Origin of the sequence: Kitasatospora sp. NPDC057965, from assembly GCF_042887135.1 — a bacterium.
GTDB lineage: Bacteria > Actinomycetota > Actinomycetes > Streptomycetales > Streptomycetaceae > Kitasatospora.
In genome coordinates this window covers 100,085-124,492 of the sequence record NZ_JBHVPZ010000021.1, presented here as the reverse complement: position 1 = coordinate 124,492, position 24,408 = coordinate 100,085, and the positions used below count along the sequence as shown (strand labels likewise).

At 73.2% G+C, this 24,408-nt stretch carries 20 protein-coding genes; 9 read left to right on the top strand and 11 right to left on the bottom strand.

The window, feature by feature from the left end; genetic code table 11:
• The first annotated feature begins 345 nt into the window (after positions 1-345).
• Together ACFVVU_RS26240 and ACFVVU_RS26235 are read left to right on the top strand one after the other, a co-directional pair.
• Positions 346-1,473: an NUDIX domain-containing protein gene (locus tag ACFVVU_RS26240; protein ID WP_380715356.1), complete on the top strand. Its 1,128-nt coding sequence runs from the start codon at positions 346-348 to the stop codon at positions 1,471-1,473.
• A gap of 90 nt (positions 1,474-1,563) precedes the next feature.
• Positions 1,564-2,031, top strand: coding sequence for a DUF6188 family protein (locus tag ACFVVU_RS26235; RefSeq protein ID WP_387792546.1), 468 nt, complete (start codon positions 1,564-1,566; stop codon positions 2,029-2,031).
• On the opposite strand, the gene ACFVVU_RS26230 is transcribed toward ACFVVU_RS26235, so the two are convergent.
• From ACFVVU_RS26230 to ACFVVU_RS26210, 5 genes are all read right to left on the bottom strand, one after another.
• A complete protein-coding gene (locus tag ACFVVU_RS26230; protein ID WP_380684530.1) occupies positions 2,000-2,374 on the bottom strand; it encodes a hypothetical protein in 375 nt (124 codons plus the stop codon). The genes ACFVVU_RS26235 and ACFVVU_RS26230 overlap by 32 nt on opposite strands.
• Before the next feature lie 95 nt (positions 2,375-2,469).
• On the bottom strand, positions 2,470-2,862 hold the full coding sequence (locus tag ACFVVU_RS26225; protein ID WP_380684529.1) for a roadblock/LC7 domain-containing protein: 393 nt from the start codon (positions 2,860-2,862) through the stop codon (positions 2,470-2,472).
• Positions 2,863-2,944: 82 nt separating this feature from the next.
• Positions 2,945-3,988: a transcriptional regulator gene (locus tag ACFVVU_RS26220; protein WP_387792543.1), complete on the bottom strand. Its 1,044-nt coding sequence runs from the start codon at positions 3,986-3,988 to the stop codon at positions 2,945-2,947.
• Positions 3,989-4,053: 65 nt separating this feature from the next.
• A complete protein-coding gene (locus ACFVVU_RS26215; protein ID WP_387792541.1) occupies positions 4,054-4,437 on the bottom strand; it encodes a hypothetical protein in 384 nt (127 codons plus the stop codon).
• A 549-nt stretch (positions 4,438-4,986) separates the two neighbouring features.
• Positions 4,987-5,646, bottom strand: coding sequence for a TetR/AcrR family transcriptional regulator (locus tag ACFVVU_RS26210; RefSeq protein ID WP_387792539.1), 660 nt, complete (start codon positions 5,644-5,646; stop codon positions 4,987-4,989).
• 238 nt (positions 5,647-5,884) lie between these two features.
• Here ACFVVU_RS26210 and ACFVVU_RS26205 point away from each other — a divergent pair, with 238 nt between their 5' ends.
• The 5 genes from ACFVVU_RS26205 (at position 5,885) to ACFVVU_RS26185 (ending at position 11,767) form a co-directional block, all read left to right on the top strand.
• The gene (locus ACFVVU_RS26205; protein WP_387792537.1) at positions 5,885-7,507 is read left to right on the top strand and encodes an amidohydrolase; all 1,623 of its coding nucleotides are present in this window, start codon (positions 5,885-5,887) and stop codon (positions 7,505-7,507) included.
• Positions 7,508-7,647: 140 nt separating this feature from the next.
• Entirely contained in the window at positions 7,648-9,216 is a 1,569-nt protein-coding gene (locus tag ACFVVU_RS26200) for an APC family permease (RefSeq protein ID WP_387792536.1), read from the top strand.
• 245 nt (positions 9,217-9,461) lie between these two features.
• Entirely contained in the window at positions 9,462-10,283 is an 822-nt protein-coding gene (locus tag ACFVVU_RS26195) for a YncE family protein (RefSeq protein ID WP_387792534.1), read from the top strand.
• Positions 10,284-10,339: 56 nt separating this feature from the next.
• Complete coding sequence (locus ACFVVU_RS26190; RefSeq protein WP_387792532.1) at positions 10,340-10,987, top strand: alpha-ketoglutarate-dependent dioxygenase AlkB; 648 nt, start codon at positions 10,340-10,342, stop codon at positions 10,985-10,987.
• 33 nt (positions 10,988-11,020) lie between these two features.
• Entirely contained in the window at positions 11,021-11,767 is a 747-nt protein-coding gene (locus ACFVVU_RS26185) for a VOC family protein (protein WP_387792530.1), read from the top strand.
• Between the two features lie 36 nt (positions 11,768-11,803).
• On the opposite strand, the gene ACFVVU_RS26180 is transcribed toward ACFVVU_RS26185, so the two are convergent.
• From ACFVVU_RS26180 to ACFVVU_RS26165, 4 genes are all read right to left on the bottom strand, one after another.
• On the bottom strand, positions 11,804-12,340 hold the full coding sequence (locus ACFVVU_RS26180) for a nucleotidyltransferase domain-containing protein (RefSeq protein ID WP_387792529.1): 537 nt from the start codon (positions 12,338-12,340) through the stop codon (positions 11,804-11,806).
• Positions 12,341-12,416: 76 nt separating this feature from the next.
• Positions 12,417-13,265 carry a carbohydrate ABC transporter permease gene (locus ACFVVU_RS26175; protein WP_355374084.1) on the bottom strand — a complete coding sequence of 283 codons (849 nt, stop codon included), beginning with the start codon at positions 13,263-13,265 and terminating at the stop codon, positions 12,417-12,419.
• Positions 13,262-14,239 carry a carbohydrate ABC transporter permease gene (locus ACFVVU_RS26170; protein WP_387792527.1) on the bottom strand — a complete coding sequence of 326 codons (978 nt, stop codon included), beginning with the start codon at positions 14,237-14,239 and terminating at the stop codon, positions 13,262-13,264. Before ACFVVU_RS26170 ends, ACFVVU_RS26175 begins: the two co-directional genes overlap by 4 nt.
• Before the next feature lie 114 nt (positions 14,240-14,353).
• Positions 14,354-15,664 carry an extracellular solute-binding protein gene (locus ACFVVU_RS26165; RefSeq protein WP_380688662.1) on the bottom strand — a complete coding sequence of 437 codons (1,311 nt, stop codon included), beginning with the start codon at positions 15,662-15,664 and terminating at the stop codon, positions 14,354-14,356.
• Positions 15,665-16,005: 341 nt separating this feature from the next.
• Here ACFVVU_RS26165 and ACFVVU_RS26160 point away from each other — a divergent pair, with 341 nt between their 5' ends.
• A complete protein-coding gene (locus ACFVVU_RS26160) occupies positions 16,006-16,842 on the top strand; it encodes an IclR family transcriptional regulator (RefSeq protein WP_355368848.1) in 837 nt (278 codons plus the stop codon).
• 499 nt (positions 16,843-17,341) lie between these two features.
• Positions 17,342-19,000 carry an alpha/beta hydrolase gene (locus ACFVVU_RS26155; protein ID WP_387792525.1) on the top strand — a complete coding sequence of 553 codons (1,659 nt, stop codon included), beginning with the start codon at positions 17,342-17,344 and terminating at the stop codon, positions 18,998-19,000.
• A gap of 180 nt (positions 19,001-19,180) precedes the next feature.
• On the opposite strand, the gene ACFVVU_RS26150 is transcribed toward ACFVVU_RS26155, so the two are convergent.
• Together ACFVVU_RS26150 and ACFVVU_RS26145 are read right to left on the bottom strand one after the other, a co-directional pair.
• Entirely contained in the window at positions 19,181-23,995 is a 4,815-nt protein-coding gene (locus ACFVVU_RS26150; RefSeq protein ID WP_387792523.1) for a caspase family protein, read from the bottom strand.
• 23 nt (positions 23,996-24,018) lie between these two features.
• Positions 24,019-24,399, bottom strand: coding sequence for a hypothetical protein (locus tag ACFVVU_RS26145; RefSeq protein WP_380683565.1), 381 nt, complete (start codon positions 24,397-24,399; stop codon positions 24,019-24,021).
• Positions 24,400-24,408 lie beyond the last annotated feature (9 nt).

Here is a 24,408-nt window from a genome sequence, read left to right as displayed (position 1 = left end):
CCGACCAGCGGCTTCCGGAGCAGGAAGTCGAAGCCGCCGACCTCCGCGCTCGGCCGCGCGGGGAACCGGTGGGGCAGGGTCGGATCCCTTCCAGACCCGGACACCGCGGCGGAAGTGCGCTCAGCGGGCCGGAAGTTGCCGGCGGCAGCAAGGGCGCTACTCCCGAACGAGCCGCACAGGAAGTCGAACCCGCCGACTTCCCACTCCGCATCGCACTCGGCGGGGCAGGTCGGATCTCCTCCACACCCGGCTCTCGCGGCGGGAGTTGCCGATGCAGGAGGTCGAACCCGCTGGATGTGGGGAACCGGTGGGGTGGGGTGGGGTGTCTTCCAAGGTCCGGATGGCGTGGTGGAGGGAGTGCGGGTGACGGGGCGGGAGTTGTTGGCGGCGGCGGGGGTGCTGTGTCCGGACGAGCGGGGGCGGGTGCTGGTGGTGCGGTTGCCTTACGACCGCAGGCATCCGGTGGCGGTGCCGGGCGGTGGGTGGGATCCGCAGGACGTCTCGCCGCGCCGCACGGCGGTGCGGGAGATCGAGGAGGAGCTGGGCTTCACGCCGCGGCTCGGGCCGTTGGCCTGCCTGGACTGGACCCTGGACCATGACCGCCCTCCGATCGCCGCCCACCTGTACTGGTCCGAGCCGCTGACACCGGAGCAGGCGGCGGCGTTCACGCCGGACCGCGCCGAGGTGGGCGGCTGGGCGTGGCTGACGCCCGAGCAGGCGGGCCGCGCGCTGCCGCCGAGGCTCTCCCGACGGGTGACGGCCTGCCTGCGGGCGCCCCGCGCGGCCGGGCCGCTGGAACTGGAGGACGGTCTGCCGGTCGGACACACGCTCGACCACCTGACGCCGGGACCGGCCCCCGCGTACACGGGCACGGCGGGGCTGTCCGAACTGTCCGAGCACTGGCCGCCCCCGGGAACGGCGCCCGAGCCGCCCGCCGACGCCCCGCCGTTGCTGGACCGGGAGGCGTACATCGCGAGCCGTCCGCGGATCCGGGCCAAGGCCCGCACGGTGTTCACGGACCGGGCGGGCCGCGTGCTGCTGGTGCGGCAGCGGCCGTGGGACCTGCCGGGCGGCGACGTGCCGTACTGGACGCTGCCCGGCGGCGGGGTCGAGGCGGACCGTGAGCTGCCCCGGGCGGCGGCCGGTCGTGAGATCCGTGAGGAGCTGGGCTGGTCCGGCGAACCGGGGCGGCTGCTCGCGCTGGACTGGATGCCCGGCCGGGCCGCGGACCCGGCGGCGGTCCGCGACACCGCTGTCCTGGTGTACCTGTTCGACGGCGGCACGGTGGCCGACGAGCGGTTCGCGTCGATCACGCTGGCCGAGGACGAGCTGGCCGAGTGGCGGCTCTGCGACCCGGTGGAGGCGCGGGCGCTGTTGACGCCGGCGTCCTGGGCCCGGACGGCGGCCGCGCTGGCGGCGCGGGAGCGGCCGGGCGGCCCGGCCGAGCTGGTCGGCGGCCACCCGGCCGACTGACCGGCGCCGGACACACGGCCGGACACGCGCCGCCGGCGCGGCCGGGCGCGCGGCGGGACAGGCGGCGTCCCGCCGGTCCACACTGGCCGCATGCAGAACACGCAGCACGCTCCGCGCGCCGGGGACGGCCTCGCCGCCGTCCTGGCCGGTCGCCGGGTGACGGCGGTCCGCGGCGGCGACCGGCTCGACCTCGAACTCGACGGTCCGGTCCTCGTCCGGGTGGCACAGGAGTTCCGGCTCACCGGACCCGCCGGGGTCGCGATCTTCTATCCCGAGCTGACCTTCCGGCCCACCGGACCACTGCTCGCTCTGGTCGGCCGGACGGTCGGCACCGCCCTGGTCACCCCGGCCGGAGGGCTGGAGCTGACCTTCGCGGGCGGGGACGAGGGCGAGGACGACGACGGCGGGACGCTGTCCGTCCCGCCGCACGCGCTGCTCGCGCCGTGGCGGGTGGTCACGCCCGACGGCACGGCGTGGGCGGGGCTCCCCGGCGGCGAGGTGGCCGGGTCCGGGGAGCCGGCCCCGGTCAGACCTCCAGGTCCGCCTCGATCCTGGTGAGCTGGTGGCGGGCCATCGCCAGGTTGGCCCGGCCCTTGTCCAGCGCCAGGTAGAGGAACAGACCCTTGCCGCTGCGGCTGGTGAGCGGGCGGATCAGGTGGTACTGGCTGCTGAGGGTGATGAGGATGTCCTCGATCCCGTCGGTGAGGCCCAGCATGTCCATGGTGCGCATCTTGGCCCGGACCACGTCGGTGTTCCCGGCGGCGGCCACGTTGAGGTCGAGGCCGCCGGGGCCGTCGAGGGTGGCCAGCGCCATGCCGCTGTTGTAGTCGACCAGGGCCGCGCCGATGGCGCCCTCGATCGCGGTCATGGCCTGCTTCAGCGCGCCTGCGGCGTCGGTCATGGTGGTATCTCCCGTTCGTCGGTGAGTCGGTCGTTCGGTCGTTCGGTCGCTCGGTGGACAGGTCGTGCGGTCACAGGTGGGACGAGCCGGGCCCGTCAGAGCTCCCGGGTCTCCTTGGTCTGCAGCGCCTCGTTGAGGAGTGCGGCGATGCGCTGGGCGGAGCGGCGGGCCTCCAGGTGCAGGCGGCCGATGTTCGCGTCCGGGTGGGCGAGCAGGGTGAGCACGCAGCTGCCGCCGGCCGCGTAGGTGGCGACGTAGCCGTGCTCGCCGCGGACCAGCGACTCCCGGAACTCGCCCTGGCCGGTGCTGTCGGCGAGCCGCTGGGCCAGGCCGAGCGAGGTGGCGGTCATCGCCGCCAGGCCCGAGGGTTCGGTCCCGTGGGTGTCGTGGGCGATCAGCAGTCCGTCCACACTGGCCACCAGGCCGCCCGCGAGGTGCGGCATCCGGTGCTTGATGGCGCGGAGTTCGGCCAGCAGATCGGTCTCCAAGGCGATCAGTTGTCTCCTTCCGACACGCTGCTTGAGCGCCCGCCTCATGACCGTGAGGCCGGGGTCGCGGGCGGAGCGTGGTTCAAAGTCGGGCCTCCAGAAGGGTTCGGACCCGGATCAGCAGGGCGATGTCCGGATCGGTGTCGGTGGGCGGGACGGCGGCTCCCCGCAGGACAGCGGCGCCCGGCGGGACGGCGGCGGGGTCCGGCCCGCGCGGATCGCCGGCGAGGGCGGCGAGCGCCGCGCCGGGCACCCGCCGGTGCAGCCCGCCGGAGGCCTGCCGCGGCGGTCCCCCGCCAAGCGCCCCGTGCGCCGTACCGGCAGCCGTACGCCCGGTGTCGGGACCGGCCAGCAGACCGGCGGCGGCGAGCCGGCGCACGTCCGCCGTCGTCGCGAACGCGGAGCGGCCGAGCAGTCGGGCCAGCTCCGCCGGGGTTCTCCGGCCGTCCGCGTGGTCGAGCAGCTCGCGCTGGCAGCGGGTCGGCGGGCGCAGCCGGCGGGCGTGGCGCGCGGGGGCCGGGGCGGCGGTCGGGGCGGCCCGGCACAGCGGCGCGGTGTCGAACTGCGCCGAGGGCCAGATCCGGTCCAGCAGGTGCTGCCGCCGGGCGGCCTCCCGGCGCAGCCGGTGGGCGCCGACCGAGGTCACCGGGCCGAGCCAGTGCCGTACGCCGGGAGTGAAGGTCCAACAGGCCGGAGCCGGATGCCCGTTGGGAACACCGGGCGCGCCGGATGCGTCAGCCGCGTCGAACAGGAAGCAGGCGGCGTCGTAGAGCGCGCCGAGGTGGCAGAGTTCGAGCTCGCCCCTGGTCAGCCGGCCCTGTTCGACCAGGCCTTCACCGACCCGGGCGTGCGGGCCGAACCGGTGGACCGCCTCCTGCCAGGTCTCGCGGGTGAGCCGCCCGCAGGCGGTGAGCAGGGTGGCGAGGTCGGGGGCCCGGTCGGATTCGGCGTGGGCGACCAGGCCGTCGACGAGGTAGACGGTGCCGGCTGGGCCGCGCAGGGCGCCGGTGGCGCGTTCCCCGGCGAGCCGTTCGACGGCCGCCCCGGGCGTCCAGCCGGGGCCGGCACCGGTGACCGGGTGGACGAGGGCGCCGCCCGGTGGCCGGAACCCGACGGCACCGCGCACTCCCGGAGCTCCCTCGGCTCCCGGAGCCCGCTGGCCCCTCGCGGCGGGATTCGCACCGGAGTTCGTCATCCGAGCACCAGTTCCTCGGCGATCGACTGCAGCCGGAACCGGGCGACGGCGAGGTTGCCCTCGGCGCGGTCGAGCCAGAGGTGCAGCACGAGCCGGCTGTCGAAGACGGTGTCGATGAAGCAGAGCAGGTGGTAACTGTGGCCGGCGGTCAGGATGATGTCCTGCATCGGCGCCGCGCGACCCTCCCCCGCGGTGAAGGTCGCGGCCTCAACGGCCGCCCGTACCAGGTCGGTTGCCTCCGCGGCCGTGGTGTCGTGGTCGCCGGTCGGACTGACTCCGACACTGCCCAGGGCGAGCCCGCTGCTCCAGTCGATCAGACTGGCGGCGCGGGCCCCGGCGATCGCCATCGCCCGGGACAGGCACTCGTCGATACCCGGCACTCGGGCTCCTTCGGAGGGGGGTTCGGGGAGGAAACGGCGCGGCGGGGCATGGCCGCCGGACGCCGGCCGGACTGCCACGACCCGTGGCGGGCTCGACACGGAAGGCTACTGATGGAATCCATGCAGGGAACGTTCCAATGGCATAGTCACACCACAGCGGCGTGTTTTCGGCCATCCTTTGACGCTGCGTCAGCTACTCCCACCCGGAATCACCGCTGACCGCACAACCGTGCGCGACACGAACGAACGATCCACCTGGGATGCCACCTTGGCCGATTGTCGGCCGCTCCCATGGGTTTCGGGGCCGTGTTTGCGATAGAACCGGTGCGCCCCGAACCGGTGTGCCTGGAGGAACGGCACAACGACGAAGCGGCCGCCCCCCGCAGGGGAACGGCCGCTTCCGATGGAGCGCCAGGCCCGGGTTGCACGGACTCTTCCTACTGAAAGTAGGACGTGCTCTGGTAGCACCGCTGACGCCTGGTCGGCCCGGTCCCGATCCCCGCTCCGCGAAGATCGCTCCCTTCCGACGAAAAGAACACTAGCAGGCCGTCACGCCTGGTCAGAAATCGGATCCCCGACACCCTCGCCCCGCCCGCGACCGGCGGGCAGCAGCGTCCGGTAGCCGGCGATCAGCGCCGCGAGCCCGATCTCGAAGGCCTGGTCCGCGCGGCGGCGCCCGGCCGGGACGGCGGCCAGCGCGTCGGCCAGCCGCGGGGTGGCGGCCCGGTCGACGGCGTCGACCATGACGGCGGGCGCGACGAGGTCCAGTGCCGAGCCGAGGATGAAGCTCTCCAGTGCGGTGATCATGCCCATCACCTCCTCCGGCGCGAACCCGGCGGCCTCCAGGGTGCCCACGGCCCGCTCGTACACCTCGTGCATGAACGGTTCGGCGAGCGGCGCGGTGGCCAGCAGCCGGATGATGCCGGGATGCTCGGCGAAGGCCTCGCGGTAGGCGCGGGCCCAGCCGCCCAGCGCCTCGTCCCACGGCCGGTCCCAGAGCGACCGCTCACCGATGGAGCGGACGAGCTCGGCGCGCATCAGGGCGACGATCTCGGCCCGCCCGGAGACGTGGTGGTACAGCGCCGAAGGGCTGACCTTGAGCGCACCCGCCAGGGCGGGGATGGTGAGGTCGCCGGCCTCGTCGACCAGCCGCAGCGCGCTCTGCACGATGCGCTCACGGTCCAGCAGGGGTGTGCGCGGCCTGGCCATGGGGGCTTCCGTCCTTGTCGGCTCGTCGACTCGTCGGCGACGACGATCGCGGTGTCGCCGCGCGGCACGGCTCGGCGGCGCGGCCCTACGATCATCGCGCAAGATCATCGTGATGAAAACGTAATCGAATGACTTTCAATAAAAGCCTTCCGCGTTCCGGGCGGCCGCACCTACGGTTACCGAATCCCATTCAGTTAACCAGGTCACACCAGACCGCACCGGGAGAGGACGCACCCGCATGCGCGCCGACACGATCTTCACCGGGGGCCGGATCCACACCGGCGACCCGGCCCACCCCGTCACCGACGCCCTCGCCGTCACCGCCGGGCGGATCACCGCCCTCGGCGCCGCGGCGCACGCCCTGCGCGACGGGCGGACCGAGACCGTCGACCTGGCCGGCGGCGCCCTGCTGCCGTCCTGGGGCGACGGCCACGTCCACCCGCTGCTCGGCGGGCTCGGCCTGCGCGGGGTCCCGGTCCGGGACTGCGCCAGCCTGGCGGAGGTCGTCGAGGCGGTCCGCGTCTGGGCCGATCGGCACCCCGAGGCCGAGTGGATCACCGGCGACGCCTTCGACCCGTGGCTCGCCGAGGGCGGACTGTTCGACGCGGCGCTGCTCGACGCGGTCGTGCCCGACCGTCCGGTGCTGCTGCGCACCATGGACCACCACACCGGCTGGGCCAACAGCGAGGCGCTGCGCCGGGCCGGGTACACCGCCGACACGCCCGAGCCGGCCCACGGCGAGATCGTCCGCCGCGCCGACGGCAGCCCGCTCGGCACGCTGCGCGAGTTCGGCGCGCTCAACCCCGTGCTCGCCCTGGTACCGCTGCCCGACCTCGCCGAGCAGGTCGACGCGCTGCGCGGGACGGCCCGGATGCTCGCCTCCGCCGGGATCACCTGGGTCCAGGACGCCTGGGTCGAGCCGGCCCAGGTCGACACCTGGATCGCCGCCGTCGCCGACGGCCGGGACGACGAGGCCCTCGCCGTGCGGGCCAACCTCGCGCTGCTGCTGGAGCCGGACGGCTGGCGCGAGCGGCTGCCGGGGCTCGCCGCCGACCGCGAGCGGGTCGACGCCGCCGGACGCGGCCGGCTCACCGCGCGGGCCATCAAGTTCTTCGCCGACGGGGTCCTGGAGTCCGGCACCGCCGCGCTGCTGGAGCCGTACACCGACTGCCCGCACTCGCACGGCGCCGCCAACTGGACCGCCGAGGAGCTCGCCGACGCCGTCACCGCCGTCGACGCGCTCGGCTTCCAGCCGCACATCCACGCCATCGGCGACCGCGGTGTGCGGATCGCCCTGGACGCGATCGAGGCCGCCGCACGCCGCAACGGGCCCCGCGCCCGCCGCCCGGTGATCGCGCACGTCCAGCTGGTCGACCCGGCGGACCTGCCGCGCTTCGCCGAACTCGGCGTGATCGCCAACTTCGAGCCGCTCTGGGCTCAGCCCGACCCGCTGATGACCGAGCTGACGCTGCCCCGGATCGGCCCCGAGCGCGGCGCCCGGCAGTACCGGATCGCCGCCCTGCTGCGCGACGGCGCGCGGGTCTCGTTCGGCAGCGACTGGCCCGTCACCCGCTACGAGCCGCTGGCCGGGCTGGCCACCGCCGTCACCCGGCAGACGCCCGAGGGCCTGCCGGAGGGCGGCTGGCTGCCGCAGGAGCGGATCGGCCTCGCCGAGGCGCTCGCCGCCTACTCCGCCGGCGTGGCGCACCAGGCGTTCGAGGAGGACGTCTGGGGGGTGCTGCGGGTCGGCCTGCGGGCGGACCTGGTGCACCTGGCCGCCGACCCGTACGCCGTCCCGGCGGGCGAGCTGGCCGGGGTCGCCGTCCGCGGCACCTGGCTGGGCGGCCGCCGCACGCACTGAGCACCCGCGCCCCGACCCGATCGACGGCACGCGCGCCGGGCGCGTCGAAGGCGCGTACCAGGCGCATGCCGAAGCCGTCCGCGCCCCCACCCGGACGGTCTGCCCTACCCTCGACCGCACGACCCCAGGAGAGCTCCCCCATGCACCTGCCCTCCGAGACGGCCGCCCCCGCGGCCGCGCCCACGGCCCGGTCCTCGACCCCGACCCCGACCCCGACCACGGACCAGTCCCCGGCCTCGGCCCCGTCCTCGGCGCCCGGGCTGGAACGCGGTGTCCTCGGCACCGGCGACATCGTCTTCTTCGTCGTGGCCGCCGCCGCCCCGCTCACCGTGATGGCCGGGGTCGCGCCCTTCGCCATCGCCTTCGGCGGCATCGGCGCCCCGGCCGCCTACCTGGCCACCGGCCTCGTCCTCGCCCTGTTCGCCGTCGGCTTCACGACCATGGCGGCGCACGTGCGCAACGGCGGTGCCTTCTACGCCTACATCACCCGCGGCCTCGGCCGCCCCGCCGGGCTCGGCGCCGCGCTGCTGGCGGTGCTGTCGTACAACGCGATCCAGATCGGCATGTTCGGCGCCTTCGGCTACTTCGCCAAGGAGACCGCCGGGGACCTGCTGGGCGTGGACCTGCCCTGGCCGCTCTGGTCGCTGCTCGGGGTCGCGGCGGTCTGGTTCCTCGGCTACCGCTCGATAAACCTCGGCGCCAAGGTGCTCGGCGCGCTGCTGATCGCCGAGACCGGCATCCTGCTGGTGCTCGCCGTCGCGATCCTGGCCAGGGGCGGGGCGCACGGCCTCTCACTCGCCTCGTTCTCGCCCGGGAACATGGCCACCGGCGGCATGGGCGGCGTGCTCGGCCTGTCCTTCGCCGCGTTCGTGGGCTTCGAGGCCACCGCGATCTACCGCGAGGAGGCCCGCACCCCGCACCGCACGGTGCCCCGGGCCACCTACGCCGCGATCGCCTTCCTCGGGCTGTTCTACACCTTCATCACCTGGACGATCGTGCAGGCCTTCGGCGACGCCGGGGCGGTGGCCGCCGCGACCGAGGACCCGGCCGGGATGTTCTTCACCGCGATGACCGAGTACGTCGGCGGCTGGGCGACGGACCTGCAGCGCGTCCTCATCGTCACCAGCCTGCTGGCCGCGCTGCTCGCCTTCCACAACACCATCACCCGCTACGGCCACGCGCTGGCCTCCGAGGGCGCCGCACCGGCCGCGCTCGGGCGGATCCACCCCCGGCACCGCTCGCCGTGGATCGGCGGGATCGTCCAGAGCCTGCTCGCGGCGGGCGCCGTCGTGGTGGCCGCGCTGATCGGCGCCGACCCGTACAACCAGTTCTTCCTCTGGGTGAACTCCCCCGGCGTGGTGGGCATCCTGCTGCTCCAGGCACTGGCCGGGCTGGCCGTGTACGCGTTCTTCCGGCGCGAGCGGGCGGCCGCGGCGAGCGCGGGCCGGCTGCGCACGGCGGTCGCGCCGCTGCTCTCCACGGCGCTGCTGTGCGGTGCGACCGCGCTGGTGGTCTGGCGCCTCGACCTGTTCACGGCGGCCGGACCGGAGGTCAACTGGCCGCTGGTGTCGGTGGTCCCGGTGGTGTTCCTGGCCGGCGTGGGCCTCGCCCTGCGGCTGCGCTCGCGCCGCCCGGAGGTGTACGCCCGGCTCGGCACCGCGGACGTGGACGCGGACGTGGACGTCGACGGCGAGCCGGATCCGCACTGAGGAACCCGCCGGGGAACCCGCTCCGGCACCGCGCCGCAGCCGCTCCCGCACCGACCGGGTGTCCGGTGGACCGGGCACCCGGTCGGCGTACGATCGAAGTGCGGCGACCTCCCGCGCGCCCCTCGTCCAGGGGGCGCGGACGCGGTGGTCGGCGCCCCCGGACGCTTCCCGGCCGCCTGCGGCGGCACCCGGCGCCGCACCCGGTCGAAGGCCGGCGGAGGACCCGACACAGGGAAGAGCGGACCATGTCACTCTCCACCACTCCGACGACCGGCCCGGACCGGGCCGGCCCCCAGACCTTCGAGACGATTCCCGTGGGCGCGGGCCCGCACAGCGTGGCCGCGAGCCGCGACGGCCGGCGGGTCTACGTCACCAACTTCCTCGACGGGACGGTCACCGCCGTCGACACCCCGGCGAACACCGTCGCACTCACCTTCCCGGCCGCCGTCGGCCCGTACGGGGTGGCCGTGGACCCGGCCGGCGATCACGTGTACGTCGCCGAGAACTCCTCCACCTTCGTCAAGGTGTTCGACGCCGCCACCGGCAAGAGGACCATCGGCACCGGCATGGGTGCCCGGCCGTACGGTCTGGCCGTCACCGTCCACCCCGAGCAGTTACTGATCGCCAACGCCATCGACAACCAGGTGATGATCTCCGACCTGCTCACCAAGAGCCACGGCACCCTGACCGGCATCGACTTCCCGGTCGGCCTCGCGGCGAGCGCGGACGGCAACCGCTTCTACGCCAGCAACTACTTCGCGAACACGGTGTCGGTGTACGACGCGACCGAGGTCATCGAGGTCGACGGGCCCAAGCCGGCCGAGCCGCTCGCGGTGATCACGGTGGACCGCGGGCCGTACGGGCTCGCCGGCGACGTGCACGACGAACGGCTGTACGTGGCCCACTTCCCCTTCGACACGGTCTCCGTGATCGACCTCGGCAGCAACACCGTCACCCGCACCATCGCCGTGTCCGGCGGCCCGCGGGGCGTCGCCGTCAGCCCGGACGGCAGCCGCCTCTACGTCAGCAACTTCTTCGGGCGGACGCTGACGGTCGTCCCCCTCTGACCCCCTCCGGCCCATACATTCGCATGCATGTTCGATTCTCGGCGTAGGCTGGACCCATGAGCACCACCGCCGCCGTCCACCTCCAGCCGTCGCTGTTCGACGACCCCGGCCCGGCCGGGCCCGTCCTGGGGCCGCTGACCGGCGTGCGCCGGGAGGTGCTGGGCTCGGGCGCCTGGGTGGACCTGCTGCCCGGCTGGCTGCACGGCGCCGACCGGCTGTTCGAACAGCTGGCCGCCGAGGTGCCCTGGCGGGCCGAACGGCGCGAGATGTACGAGCGCACCGTGGACGTCCCCCGGCTGCTCGCCTCCTACGGCGAAGGGGACGCGCCGCCCCACCCGGTGCTCGGCGAGGCCCGCGCGGCGCTCGGCGCGCACTACGCGCGGGAGCTGGGCGAGCCGTTCCGCACCCTCGGCCTCTGCTACTACCGGGACGGCCGGGACAGCGTGGCCTGGCACGGCGACCGGATCGGGCGCGGCGCGCGCCAGGACACCATGGTGGCGATCCTGTCCGTCGGCGAGCCCCGGCCGCTGCTGCTGCGCCCCCGGGGCGGCGGCGGACCGGTGCTGCGGCACCGGCTCGGGCACGGGGACCTGCTGGTGATGGGCGGCTCCTGCCAGCGCACCTGGGAGCACGCGGTGCCCAAGACGGCCCGCCCGGCGGGCCCCCGGATCAGTATCCAGTTCCGGCCGCGCGGCGTCTCCTGAGACCGTCGGCGCACCGACCCGGGAGGCCGCGGCATGCCGAAGGCGGGCAGGTACCACGAGGGCGTCCCCTGCTGGGTCGAGCTGGGCGCGGTGGACCTCGGACGGGCCCGGCGCTTCTACGGCGGGCTGTTCGGCTGGGAGTTCGTCGAGCTGCCCGGCTGGAGCGTCGCCACCCTGCGCGGCGCCCAGGTCGCCGGACTCACCGCCCGGCCGCCCGGCGCCGCGCAGTCCTGGACGACGTACCTGGCGGTGGCCGACGCCGCCCGGACGGCCGAGGAGGTGCCGGCGGCGGGCGGCCGCGTGCTGCGGGAGCCGTACGAGGTACCGCCCGAACAGGGCTGGGCCGCGCTCGCGGCCGACCCGGGCGGAGCGGTGTTCGGCCTGCGGCAGGGACTGCTCTGGCAGGGCGCGGGCCTGGTCGACGAGCCCGCCGCGTTCAGCTGGAGCGAGCTGCACTCCCCCGACCCGGACCGCGCCCGGGCCTTCTACCGGCGGGTCTTCGGCTACGAGTACGGCCGTGAGAGCGACGGCGCCACCCTGTTCCGGGTCGACGGCCTGCCGGCCGGCGCGATCGCCCTGGGCCCCGACAGCGGCTGGTCGGTCCACTTCGGCACCGCCGACACCGACCTCGCGGTCGCCCGGGTCCGCGACCTGGGCGGAACCGTCCTGACCGCCCCCGAACCCACCCCCTACGGCCGCCGCGCCGTGGTCCGCGACGACGCCGGAGCGCCCTTCACGCTGATCGGCCTCCCGTCGGCGGAGCGGTCCCTGGCCGCCTGAACCCCGGCTGTCCGGACCCGGCTGTCCGGACCCGGGCTACCCGAGCCCCGGCTGCCCGAGCCCCCGGCGCAGCCGGGCGACGTCCTCGGCGTCCTTCGCCCGGCGCGGACGGCGCGGGTCCCAGACCGGCATCATCCGCTTGATCTCGATCTGCGCCGCCGGTGCGACGATCGGACAGACCAGAGCGCCGAGCCGCCCCGGCGGTCCGTCCAGCAGCCCGGCCGGCCAGGCCGTCCCCGCCCAGGGGCCACCGGCCACCAGCACCCGGCCGTCCGGCGCGAGGTCGACCAGCGCGAAGCCGGACTCCAGGCCGTCCCTGACGACGTCGAACTGCTGCTCCGGCGGGCTGCCCGCCAGCGGGCGGTAGCCGAGGGCGTCCAGCCCGGCGGCGAGCGCGGCGGCGTCGGCGGCCGGGACGAACCAGTCGACGTCCTCGTGGTCGCGGGTCTGCTCGCCGAGGAAGAAGTCCATCGCCCAGCCGCCCCGCAGCCACACACGTGTGCCGAGACGGCGGGCGAGGCCCACCGTCTCGGCGATCTGCGCGAGTTGCCCGTCGGCTCGCTCCCGGTCCATGGACCCCACCTCCACGGCACCGGACGCTATACCCGTCGCAGCTTCTCGTCGCGGGGTTCTCGTCAGGGCCCGGGTCTCAGTCCTTGACGGCGCCCGCCAGCCCGGAGACCAGCTTGCGCTGCACCGCGATGAAGAAGATCAGGACCGGCACGGTCATCAGCGTGGAGGCCGCCATGATGCCGCCCCAGTCGTTCTCGTCCGGCTTGAAGAACACCAGCAGGGCCGAGGGGAGGGTCTGGTTCTCGGTCGCGCTGATGATGAAGGTCTTGGCGAAGACGAAGTCGTTCCACGCCGCGATGAAGGAGAACACGCTGGTCGCGGCCAGCCCGGGGGCGACCAGCGGCAGCAGGATCGTCCACAGGATGCGGGTCCGGCTCGCGCCGTCGATCTGCGCGGCCTCCTCGATCGACACCGGCACGGCGGCGACGAAGCCCCGCATCATCCAGATCCCGAACGGCAGCGAGAACGCCAGCTGCACCAGGATCAGCGAGGCCAGGGTGTTGAGCCCGATGCCCGGCGCGTACTGGCCCGCGTCGCGGAACATGAAGAACAGCGGGATGGTCAGCGCCTCGACCGGGATCATCTGGGCGATCAGGAACATCACCATGATGGTGGTGCGGAAGCGGAACTTGAACCTGGTCACCGCGACCGCCGCGAGGAAGACCACCACCGCGGAGAGCGCCACCACCGACAGCGCGATCACCAGGCTGTTGACGAAGTACCGGCCGAAGCCGGACACGCTGAGCACCTGGCGGAAGCTCTCCAGCGTCGGGTGCGCCGTCCACGGACGGGGGTTCAGCGACTGCACCTCGCCCTTCGGCTTGAAGGCCGAGAGCACCATCCAGAAGATCGGGAAGGCGGTGACGACGGCCACCAGGAGGGCGGTGGTGTTGGCGCCCAGGCGCCAGCGGCTACGGGCGTTCACAGTTCGTTCCCCGTCCTGCGCAGCGAGCGGATGTAGAGGACGGTGGGGATCACCAGGATCAGCAGCATGATCACGCCGATGGCCGCGCCGAGCCCGTACTGGGAGGAGGCGAAGGCCTTCTGGTAGGCGTAGACGTTGAGCACCAGGTTCTGGCCGGCGATGCCGCCGCCCTCGGTCATCACGTAGATCTGGGTGAAGACCTTGAAGTCCCAGATGACCGACTGGATCACCACGATGGTCAGGATCGGCCGGAGCATCGGGGCGGTGATCCGGCGGAAGGTGGTCCAGGTGCCGGCACCGTCCAGCGCCGCCGCCTCCAGGACCTCGGTCGGGATCGCCTTGATGCCCGCGTACAGCGTCACCATGACGAACGGGAACGAGTGCCAGACCACGACGGCACCGACGATCAGGAACGCCGACCACTTGTCGTAGAACCAGTTGTACTCGTGGAAGCCGTTCAGGCCGATGCTCACCAGGGTCTTGTTGACCAGGCCGAGGTTGGTGTCGAACAGGAAGCTCCACACCGTCGAGCCGGTCATCGCCGGCGCCGCCCAGGCCGCCATCGCGGCGGTGGTCAGCACCAGCCGGGGCACCCGGCCCACCTTGGTCAGCAGCACCGCGAGGGTGGCGCCGACGGCCAGGGTGGCGACCACGCAGAACGCGGCGAAGCCGATCGTCTGGCTCAGCACCGACCAGAACTGTCCGTCGCTCAGGATCTTCTGGTAGTTGCCGAAGCCGACGAAGCTGGTCGGCACCCCGCCGGAGGCCTGTGCCTGCCCGAAGTCCAGCACGGACAGCAGGCCGAGCTGGTAGATCGGGTAGGCCACCAGCGGGATCATGACGACCGCGGCCGGCAGCAGGAGCAGCAGCGGGGTTCGGCGTCGGCCGCGCGGGGGCGCGGCCGACGCCCTGCCCCGGCGCCACCCGCTCGGGGAAGGCGGCGCCGCCGGGGCGGTCGTGGTGGATGCGGACACGTACGGGACCTGCTCTCTGGATGCCCGGTGGGCCCGGGTCCGGCGGCGGGGAGCCACCGCCGGACCCGGGTTCAGCCGGCCTGGGCTGTCGACCTGGACCTGCTGGGCCTTCGCTCAGTGGGCGGCGAAGGCCGAGGTGATCTGGGTGGCGGCGTCGCCCGAGGCCTTCGCGACGTCCGCCTTGCCCGTGACGACCTGCTGGAGCATCGTCGGAATGACGGCCTGCGCGTCGATCTGCGCCCAGGCCTGGTCCAGCGGCACGAACTTGGTGCCGGCCGCGATGGTGTCGGTGAAGGGCTTGAGGAAGGCGTCCTTGGCGGCGACCTTGGTGTTGACCGACTTCAGCGTCGGCAGGTTGCCCATGGCGTCGTACATCTGCTCCTGGTACGCCGGGCTCGCCAGCAGCTCGGCGAACTCCACGGCCAGGGTGCGGTGCTTCGCCGCCTTCATCACACCGAGGTTGTTGCCGCCGGCGAACGCCGGGGCGATCGAGCCGGCCTTCTCGCCGGGCAGCGGGACGACCGCGTACTTGTCCTTGGCCGCGCCCGCGTCCACCTTGCTGCGGCTGGAGTTCGGCAGGATCGCCATCGCCGCCTTGCCGGCCGCGAAGAGGTCGACGGTCTTGCCGCCGGTGAGGTCGGCGCACTGCTGGACCGGGCAGCCGTTCTCGTTGAACAGGTCCGTGTAGCGCTTGAGGCCGGCCTGCGAGGCGGGCGAGCTGATCGCCGCCTTGAACTTGTCGCCCTCCTTGACGGCGATGTCGCCGCCCGCGTCCCAGACGAAGGGCAGCGCGCCGAAGGTGTACTTGCCGCCGACCGCGATGCCGAAGGTGTCCGGGTGCGCGGAGTGGATCTTCTCGGTGGCGGCGACCAGGTCGGCGTAGGAGGTCGGCGCGGCCAGGCCCGCCTCGGTGAACATGTCGGTGCGGTAGTACAGCGCGCGCACACCGACCCACCACGGCAGGCCGTAGGTCTTGCCGTCGAGCACGGCGGTCTTGGCGATCGCCGGGTCGAGGTCGCCCTTGTCCTTCCACTTGTCGAGGTCGGCGCCGATCTCGGCGAGACCGCCGGCCGCGACGTAGCCGGGCAGGTCGGTGTTGCCGAACTCGACCAGGTCCGGGGCGCTGTTCGGGTCGTTGAACGCGCCCTTCATCTTGGCGGCACGGGCCGAGGCGTCGGTGTCGATGTAGCTGACGTTCACGGTGACGCCCTGGTGGGAGGCCTGGAACTCGGTGACCGCCTTGCTGATCACCGCCTCCTTCGCGGCGTTGCCGGCCTCGTTGTACAGCCAGACCTGCAGCGTGCCGGTCTTGTCGTCGGCGGCCTTGTCGCCGGCCGGCACGGCGGTGCCGGGCGAGCAGGCGGCGGCAGCGAGGCAGGTGGCGGCGAGAACGGCGGCCGCGGTGGTCCGTCTGACGATGCGCATGGGTGTGGAGCCTCCCCTCCCGACAGCTGCCGCCGAGACGCGCGCCGCTGGGGACGGGCACGTCGAAGCAGGCCCTGACCGGGGCCGGTGATGGGTGCGTACGTGAACGCGTGGATGTGGGGGTGGTGCAACGCGGGTACGGCAGAGCGACCGCTCGGGTGGGCTGCGTCGCCTGCTCGATGCCAGGGACGTTAGGCGCGGGCGCTCGCGCCCAACAAGACCCGGTTCGCGAAGTTTTGCACTGCACAACGCTGTATCGAAAAAGCGGCGGCCACCCCCGAACGGGGTACGGTTCGACAACCGCTGCCGTCCGGCGGCGGAACGAGAGGGGAACGGGACCGATGACGGAACAGGAGGCCAGCTCGGCCACCTCCACCACCGCGAAACCGAAGAAGGCGGCGGGCGAGCGCAACCAGTCCTCCTCGCTGCGCCGGGCGCTGTCCGTCCTCGGCTACGTCCGCGACCACGGCGACGGGCGCGGCGTCCCGCTCGCCCAGCTCGCCGAGGCGCTCGACCTCAACAAGTCGACCGTGCTGCGGCTGACCGGCCCGCTTCTGGACGAGCACCTGCTCGACCGCGACCGGGAGACCGGCTGGTTCCGGCTCGGCCACGGCTCGCTGCGCCTCGGCCAGGCCTATCTCACCACCCTCGACCTGCGCAGCGTCGCCGCCGAGCACCTGCGCCGCCTCCAGCGCGAGGCCGGCGAGACCGTCCACCTCACCGTCTGGCAGGCACCGGGCATCGTCTACCTGGACAAGGTCGAGGACGAGACCAATGTGCGGATGGCCTCCCGGGTCGGCAGCCGGGCCCCCGCCTACTGCACCGCGACGGGGAAGGCGATCCTCGCCTGGCTCCCCGAGGAGGCCGTCACCGAGGTCGTCGCCGCCGGCCTGCGCCCGGTCACCGCCTGGACCATCTCCGACGAGACCCACCTGCGCGCCGACCTCGCCCGCATCCGCGCCCGCGGCTACTCGATCGACGACCGCGAGAACGAGCCCGAGGTCCGCTGCGTCGCCGCCCCGATCTTCGACCACACCGGCGAGGTGACCGCCGCACTCTCGGTGTCCGGCCTCACCTCCCGGATGACCGCCGCCCGCGTCCGCGCCCTCGGCCCGATCGTCGCCCAGGTCGGCCTGCGCATCTCCCGCGAACTCGGCTCCGACCGCCCGGTCCCGTGACACGCGGAAGGGCCCGGCACCTGAACGAACAGGTGCCGGGCCCTTCCGACCTCGGAGCGCCAGGCCCGGGTTGCACGGACTCTCCCCACTGAAAGTGGGACGTGCTCTGGTAGCACCACTGACGCCTGACGAGGAATCATCTCCCTCGCGACAGGAAGAACACTACCAGCTCGGAACACCTGCCCGAACCACGGGAAAACCCCGGGTGACATGCGAACGGGCCCGGCACCCGTGAACTCGGGTACCGGGCCCGTTCGGCCTCGGAGCGCCAGGCCCGGGTTGCACGGACTCTCCCCACTGAAAGTGGGACGTGCTCTGGTAGCACCACTGACGCCTGACGAGAGATCGTCTCTCTCGCAACAGGAGGAACACTACCAGGCCGGAGCGGGTGCGCCGGACCACGAACGGTCGCCGCCACCGAACCCCGCCGCCGTCACAGCTTCATAACGTCGTGTCAGTTGAATGGCTGTGACATTGCACATATCACATCATGCTTCCCATGAGAAAAATCATCACCTTACTGTCCACCGCCACCGCCATCGCCGTCCTCGGCGGCGCCGTCGCCGTCGGGGCCGAGCCCGGGAGCGGAGGGATCGACGCCGAGAGCGTGCTGGCCGACACCGGACAGGGAACGCTGGCATGGAGCTCCTGCGGGGACCCGGCCACGCCCGCGCTCCAGTGCGCGATGCTCGACGTGCCGGTGGACTACTCCGACCCGCGCGGACGCAAGATCAAGATCAAGCTGAACCGTCTCCCGGCCACCGCGCCGAAGGAGAAGCGCCAGGGGCCGATCCTGCTCAACCCCGGCGGCCCCGGGGGCTCCGGACTCTGGATGCCCGTCTCCATCGCCGGGCAGGTCCCGGCCGACGTCGCGTCCACCTACGACTGGATCGGCTTCGACCCGCGCGGGACCAACGGCAGCGAGCCCCATGTCGTCTGCGACGCCCACTACTTCGAGGCCGAGCGCCCCGACTACCAGGTGAGCCAGGGCTCCGCGAAGGCCTGGCTGAAGAAGGCCGCCGGCTACGCCTCCGACTGCGCCGCGGAGTGGTCCTGGCTGCTCCCGCACATGACCACCGTCGACAACGCGCGCGACATGGACAGCATCCGGCGGGCGCTCGGCGAGCCGAAGATCAACTTCTACGGCGCATCCTGGGGCACCACGCTCGGCTCGACCTACGGGCAGCTGTTCCCCTCGCGGGTGCGCCGGATGGTGTACGACAGCATCGTCGGGCCCACCATCTCCTGGTACGAGCACAACAAGCTCCAGGACAAGGAGCACCAGCGCCGCTTCGACGCCTTCGCGGCCTGGACCGCCAAGGCCGACTCCGTCTACCACCTCGGCACCGACCCGGCCGACGTGAAGCGGGCCTACGACCAGGTCGAGGCCGCCCTGCGGACCGACCCGCTGGACGCCGCCCCGGCCCCCGGGAAGATCGGGCCGGCCGAGTTCGAGGACACCTTCTACGGCGGCGGCTACAACTTCCTGCGCTGGCCCCGGATGGCCACGGTGATCTCCGCGTACGTGACCCGGCACGACACCCGGCCGCTCGCCATCGCCTACAACCGCTACGCGGCGCCCAGCGGGAACGACGGCTCCTTCCCCGCGTACAACGCGGTCCAGTGCAACGAGAACGCCTGGCCCCGCGACTGGGAGTACTGGAAGAAGGACCAGGCCGAGGTCAACGCCGTCGCGCCGTTCTACACCTACAACAACATGTGGTACAATGCCGCCTGCATGTTCTGGCCGCACGAGGGCAACCGGGCCGGCCGACTGAAGATCACCGGGAAGGGCCTGCCGCCCGCCCTGCTCTTCCAGTCCACCGAGGACGGCGCCACCCCGTACGAGGGCGGGCTCGCCATGCGCGACGCACTGCCCAACGCCAAGCTCGTCGTCCAGGACGGCGGCAGCTTCCACGGGATCCTGTTCCGCGGCAACGCCTGTCTGGACGACACCTTCACCGCCTACCTCCGCGACGGCAGCCTGCCGAGCGGCAAGGGCCGGATCGCCAAGACCTGCGCCGCCGGTGCCGAACCCGACCCGGTCTACGTGACCCCGCCGCCGACCGCCAAGGCCGCCACCGGGGCCACCGGCTCACCCGACGCCGCCCCGCTGTCGCCCACCGACCCGGAGGCCGTTCTCGGCGGGCTCCGCTGACGGAGGAACGAAAAGCGGAGGGGCCCGGCACCTGAACGAACAGGTGCCGGGCCCCTCCGACTTGGAGCGCCAGGCCCGGGTCGCACGGACTCTCCCCACTGAAAGTGGGACGTGCTCTGGTAGCACCACTGACGCCTGACGAGGAATCATCTCCCTCGCGACACGAAGAACACTACCAGGTCAGAGCACCTGCTCCGACCGCGCGGGCTCGTCGGGACGGCGGCCCTCCCGCGCACCGTCGGGCCTCGTGTACCGGACCCCGGTGGCGAGGGTGAAACCGAGCGCCTCCAGTCGCGCGGCGACGACGGCCGGGCTCGTCTTCCCCCCGCTGGCCTGCAGGACGTGCGCCAGCCCGACGGGCACCCGGGGGTCCAGCCACCGGGCGCTGGATTGCGGGTCCGGTCGAATCATCTCGACGTCCTCGGCCGTGACCGTCTCGGGAAGCGCCCCGTCCACCTCCAGCTCCAGGCTGAAACCGAGCTCCTTCAGCCGCGCCTGCACCACCGCCGGCGAACACTTCGCCCGGTGTGCCGCACGGAGCACCTGCCCGTGCGACACGACCCCACCGGACGTCGGCCGGCCCACCCGCTGGCCGATCTCCTCGTCGAGGACGGACAGGCTGAGCGGATCGGCCGAAGCCGGCACCGTGACGCCGGCGGGCAGTCGATGCCCGAGGTCGGCAAGTCGGGCCGCCACGCTCCGGGGTTCCCTGCGCAGTCGCAGGGCGGCGTCCATGACGTGCTTCAGCTGAAGCGGTTCCAGGGGGTCCAGCCAGGGCCCGGCGAAGTTGAGTCCACTGCTCAGGAGGATCAGGTCCTCGGGCTCGACGCAATCCGGAACGACCGCGCCGTCCGGCAGGGTGAGCCCGAGCTCCGTCAGACGCGCCGCGACCGCCGGCGGCGACCAGCCCAACCGCTCGGCCGCCGCCAGGACATGGCCGATGGACACCGCCACCGAGTAGCTCAGCCACGGCCCGAGCCCGTCGAGGTCCCGGCTCACGAGCACCAGGTCGTCGGCCTGTACGGCCTCGGGAACCACCGCACCGTCCGGCAGCGTCAACCCGAACCCGGCCAACCGCTCCACCACCGCCGCCGGCGCCCACCCCAACCAGCCGGCGACCATCAGCGCGTGCCCCAACCACAGCTGGCCGCCGAGGTCCGGCGCGCGCCAACTTCCGTCCTCGGTCCAGATGATCAGGTCCTCGGGCTCCACGGCCTCCGGGAGGACCACGCCTTCGGAGAGGGGGAATCCCAGCTCCGACAGGCGCGTCACCACCGCCGTCGGCGACCGTCCGAGGAGTTCCGCGGCCTTGAGGACATGGCCGGGGGTGACCCCCGTGGCGGCCGTCAGCCACGGAGCCACCGCGTCGAGGTCCCGGCTCACCAGCACCAGGTCCGCGGTCTCGACGGTCTCCGGAACCACCACACCGTCCCCCAGCGTGAACCCGAATCCGGCCAACCGCTCCACCACCGCCGCCGGCGCCCACCCCAACCGGCCGGCACACCGCAGCACGTGCTGCACGGACACCGGCCCCGAGTGCTTCAACCACGGCCAGGTGCGATCGAGCCGCTCGCTGAGGATCAGCAGGTCGTCGGGGTCCGCCTCCTCCGGCAGGGCGGCCCCGGCGGCTCCCCGCAGGCCGAACTCCGCGAGCCTCGCCAGCACGGCCGAGGTCGGACGCCCCAGCCAGGCGGCCACGTCGAGCACATGCCCGGCCGGGACGGGGACGTCACGCTCCAACCAGCGGTCCCGGGGATCGGTGTCGTCCCCGGGAGTCACGCGGCCACGAGGCGCACGGGCTGCCTGGTTGAGCAGGTAGTGGTCGGACGGACGGGCGAGGACGGCGGGCCCGTCCCCGGTCACCGCGACATCGGCGAACGTTCCGGCCGCGGCCCAGGCCAGCGCCCGCCATTCGACGACGTAGGCGGGTATGGTCCGAGGGGTTCGGAAGGCGGGCAGACCCGACGCGTCCGTCCGGACGAGGTCCGCGTCCGAGGGGAAGCAGCCGACGACGGCGCTGTCCCCCGAAGGCCCGCGCGAGGACCCCAGGGCGAAACTGCGGGCCGCCGCCTCGGCGGCCACGGCATCGGCCAGCCCCGGTAGGTGGCGCACCAGTTCGGACAACCACCCGTGGTCCAGCACCTCGGCGCCGGGCCGCAGCAGTGCCGGGATCTGCCGGTGCAGGAGCTCCGACACCCATCCGGTGTCGTACGACAGCGTCTCCCGCCGGTCGACGGTGAGCCGGGGCGTCTTCTTCCCGCTGAGATCGACAACGACTCCGAAGAGGGGCAGGCCGACCCAGAGGCCGTCCGCCAGGACGCCCCCGCCGCTTCCCACCCACCAGACGTCGGGCCGGTCCGTGGCGTCGACCCGGACCTTGGGTACACGCTCCGCCTCCCGCCGGTAGGGATCCTGCGCGCCCAACGGCGCCACCGGGGAGAGCTCGTCCGGCTTCCAGTGCAGGTCGGTCTCGCCGTCCTGCGCCGTCACGGTGTACTGGGAGCGCCAGAGCAGCCGCCGCAACAGGTCGGTGCAGGAAGGCGCGGTGTCGGGATTGCGGAGGTAGAGGCGCACGATGGTTCCGGCGTCGTAGTCGCGCCCGAGGTCACGGATCCGGAACAGCGAACCCGGGCCCGCGATGTGCACCTCCAGCCGGTTCCCCGGGTGGCCCTCGCGGTCGAGCCGACAGGTGGTCACCCGGATGTCATCGGCGATCATGAAGTAGCTCAGCACCCCGATGCCGAAGCGACTGTTGGGGTGGAAGTCGATGCCCTCGGCACGCCAAGCCGCCTGCTCGTCGATGAACTCGGGGAGCTCCGCGAAACGCACGCCCGCGTGCGAGAACACCTCGCGCAGCTCACGCGTGCCCATGCCGATGCCGTTGTCGCGGCATTCGATGTACGCGCGGCCGTCCTCGTCCACCCCCTGCACGAAGCCGATCCGCCCCGACCACTTCCGGAGGTTCGGGCGCTGCTTGCGCAGGTACCGGGTCCGGGCGTCTCGGTAACGGCAGGCGTCGAGCGCGTTCTGGTACAGCTCCCGGATCGCCAGGGCCGGGTCCCCGTAGAGCTGTTCGCCCATGAGGAGCTCCTGGATCCGGTCGTCGGCGAGCCGGAACCGCAGGTCGGTCGCCTCGTAGACCGGCCTGTTCCGTGCGTCGACGGCGGCGCGGACGCGGTCGGCGGTCGCGTGCGTCGGCAGGAGCTGGAGCGGGGCGAGCTGAGGATCGTCGGCCGCCTGGGTGTCGATCGTCCGCAACAGGGCGTCCAGCGCGGCGGCCTGTTCCCGCAGGGCCAGCCCCACCGCCGGGTGGTGGCAGGCGGCGGAGAGCACCCTGGTCCGGCCGCGCTCCTCCCAGCCGGCCCCCTGGACGGTCAGGTGCAGCTCGGCCAGGTCGACCGCGTCGAGGCGGATGCCGAGGTGGTCCACCACCACGTCCGGCAGCCGCAAGGGGTCGATGGCGAGGTGGTGCGCCACCGCCAGCAGCGCGATCAACAGCTGCTCCCGCAGCTGCTGTTCCGCCGTGGTGGATCCGACCAGTTGACGCACCGGACGGACCGCGCTCGGGTCGTAGGCGGTCCGGAGCGACCGCAACAGGGTCGTGAGCGTGTCGAGTCCGAACAGCTCGTGCACCAGGCGGCGGTCGACCTCGGTCTCGACCCCCTCGGTCAACCGGTCGACCGGCCCGCACAGTTCGTCCAGGATCTCCTCGTAGTGCCCGCCCGGCTTGTGGGCCAGCCACTGGCGGAACACCCACCAGCCGATGCCGGCCGCCCCGGCGCGGTCACCGTCCCGGACGGCCTGGGCCGCCCGGCGGACCTGCCGCGACCGGCCGACGGCGAACTGCTCGTAGGCCGACCGCGGTTCGGAGGGGTTCGCGGCCGGCGCGAGGTCGCCCGGCACGACCGGCAGGGCGCGGACCGCCGCCCGGTTCGCGCAGGCCACGTACAGGAAGGGCACGACCACCAGGAGCAGCGCCTCGGCCGGTGAGAGCGCCGGCTTGTCCCTGCCGAGCACCTTCGACAGCAGCCAGCCCAGCCGGACGGTCATCCGCTCCGCCAGGTCGGTGCGGAACCAGGGGTCCTCGCTCAACGCCCGCCCGTCGCGATCGGCCTCCCGGGCCAGTCCCGCGACCAGCACGGCGGCCGTCCCGCTCATCGCCTCGGCTCCCTGGCCGCCGCCGGCCAGCGTCCAGGCGGGGTGCTCCCTGGCCAGCCTGACCCACGGGTGCACACCGTCCGGGCCGGTGCTGCCGCGGTCCGGGCGCTCGAACAGCACGAAGTCGTCGAGACCGGTCTCGGTCCTGATCCGGATCCGCTGCGGCGCGGCCCTGTGCGCGACGGTCAGCCGGTCCAGCTCGCGCTGGAGGGGGCCGGACAGCTCGGCCAGGGTGCGGGGACCGCCCTCGTCCGCCACCACCGCGCTGAGGGCCCGCGAGAAGAAGCTGAAGGCCGCGCCCTCGTCCGCGAAGAACTGCGCCGACTCCCCCTTCGAGCAGGCGTAGACGTAGCCGTAGTGCCGCTCCCCGATCCGTTTCACGTCCGTCTCGGACCAGCGGTGGGCGTTGGTGACGGACATCTCCTTGAGCGTGATGCCCTCCCGGCAGGCGTCGACGAAGACCACGACGTCGCCGGCGAGGCTGCGCTCGACGTAGGGGCCGAAGTCGAGGGACAGGCACTTGCCGGGGAAGTCGTGGGCGCTCGTGCGGGCTCCCTTGGGCACGAGGTAGTCCACGTCGCCGTGGTGGACTCCGTGTCCGCTCAGGCACAGCAGGAGGGTGTCCCCCTCCGCCGCGCTCTGGAAGAAGCCCTCGATCGCCGCGTCGATGCTCTCCCGGTCCGTCTCGCCGGGCTCGTGGACGGCCACGTCGTAGCCGGCCGACGTCAACGCGCCCGCCAGCTCGGCCATGTCGTCGGTGACGAAGGGCAGATCGGGGATCGCCTTGTCGCGGTACTCGGGCACGCCGATCAGCAGGGCCCGGAAGGATCCGTTCATCGTGTGCGCAGCGGGCCGCCCGGTCAGGACCCGAAGGTCAGCGTGATGGCGCCCTTCGCCGCCACCTGGGCCGAGGTGCCGACCAGGGTGATCCCTCCGCTCGCGGTGACCTCGAAGGCGATCTGGGCCTGCTTGAGCGGCATGCCGCCGTCCGGGACCCGGATCTCGCCGAGCACGGCCTGGAGACCGTCGACGGTGCGCTGGAGGTTCGCCCGGAGGACCTCGACCGGGATGCTGCGGACCGAGGCCTCGCCCGCCGCGCCGTCCCGACGACCGAACAGGCCCTTCTCTCCGACCGTGGACGACTGCCCGGTGTCGTCGATCGAGACCAGGAAGTCGAGGGTGTGCACACCCTCCCCCACCGCACCGACGGTCGTGTCCGCGTCCTTGCGCTGCTCAAACACCGAGTCCCC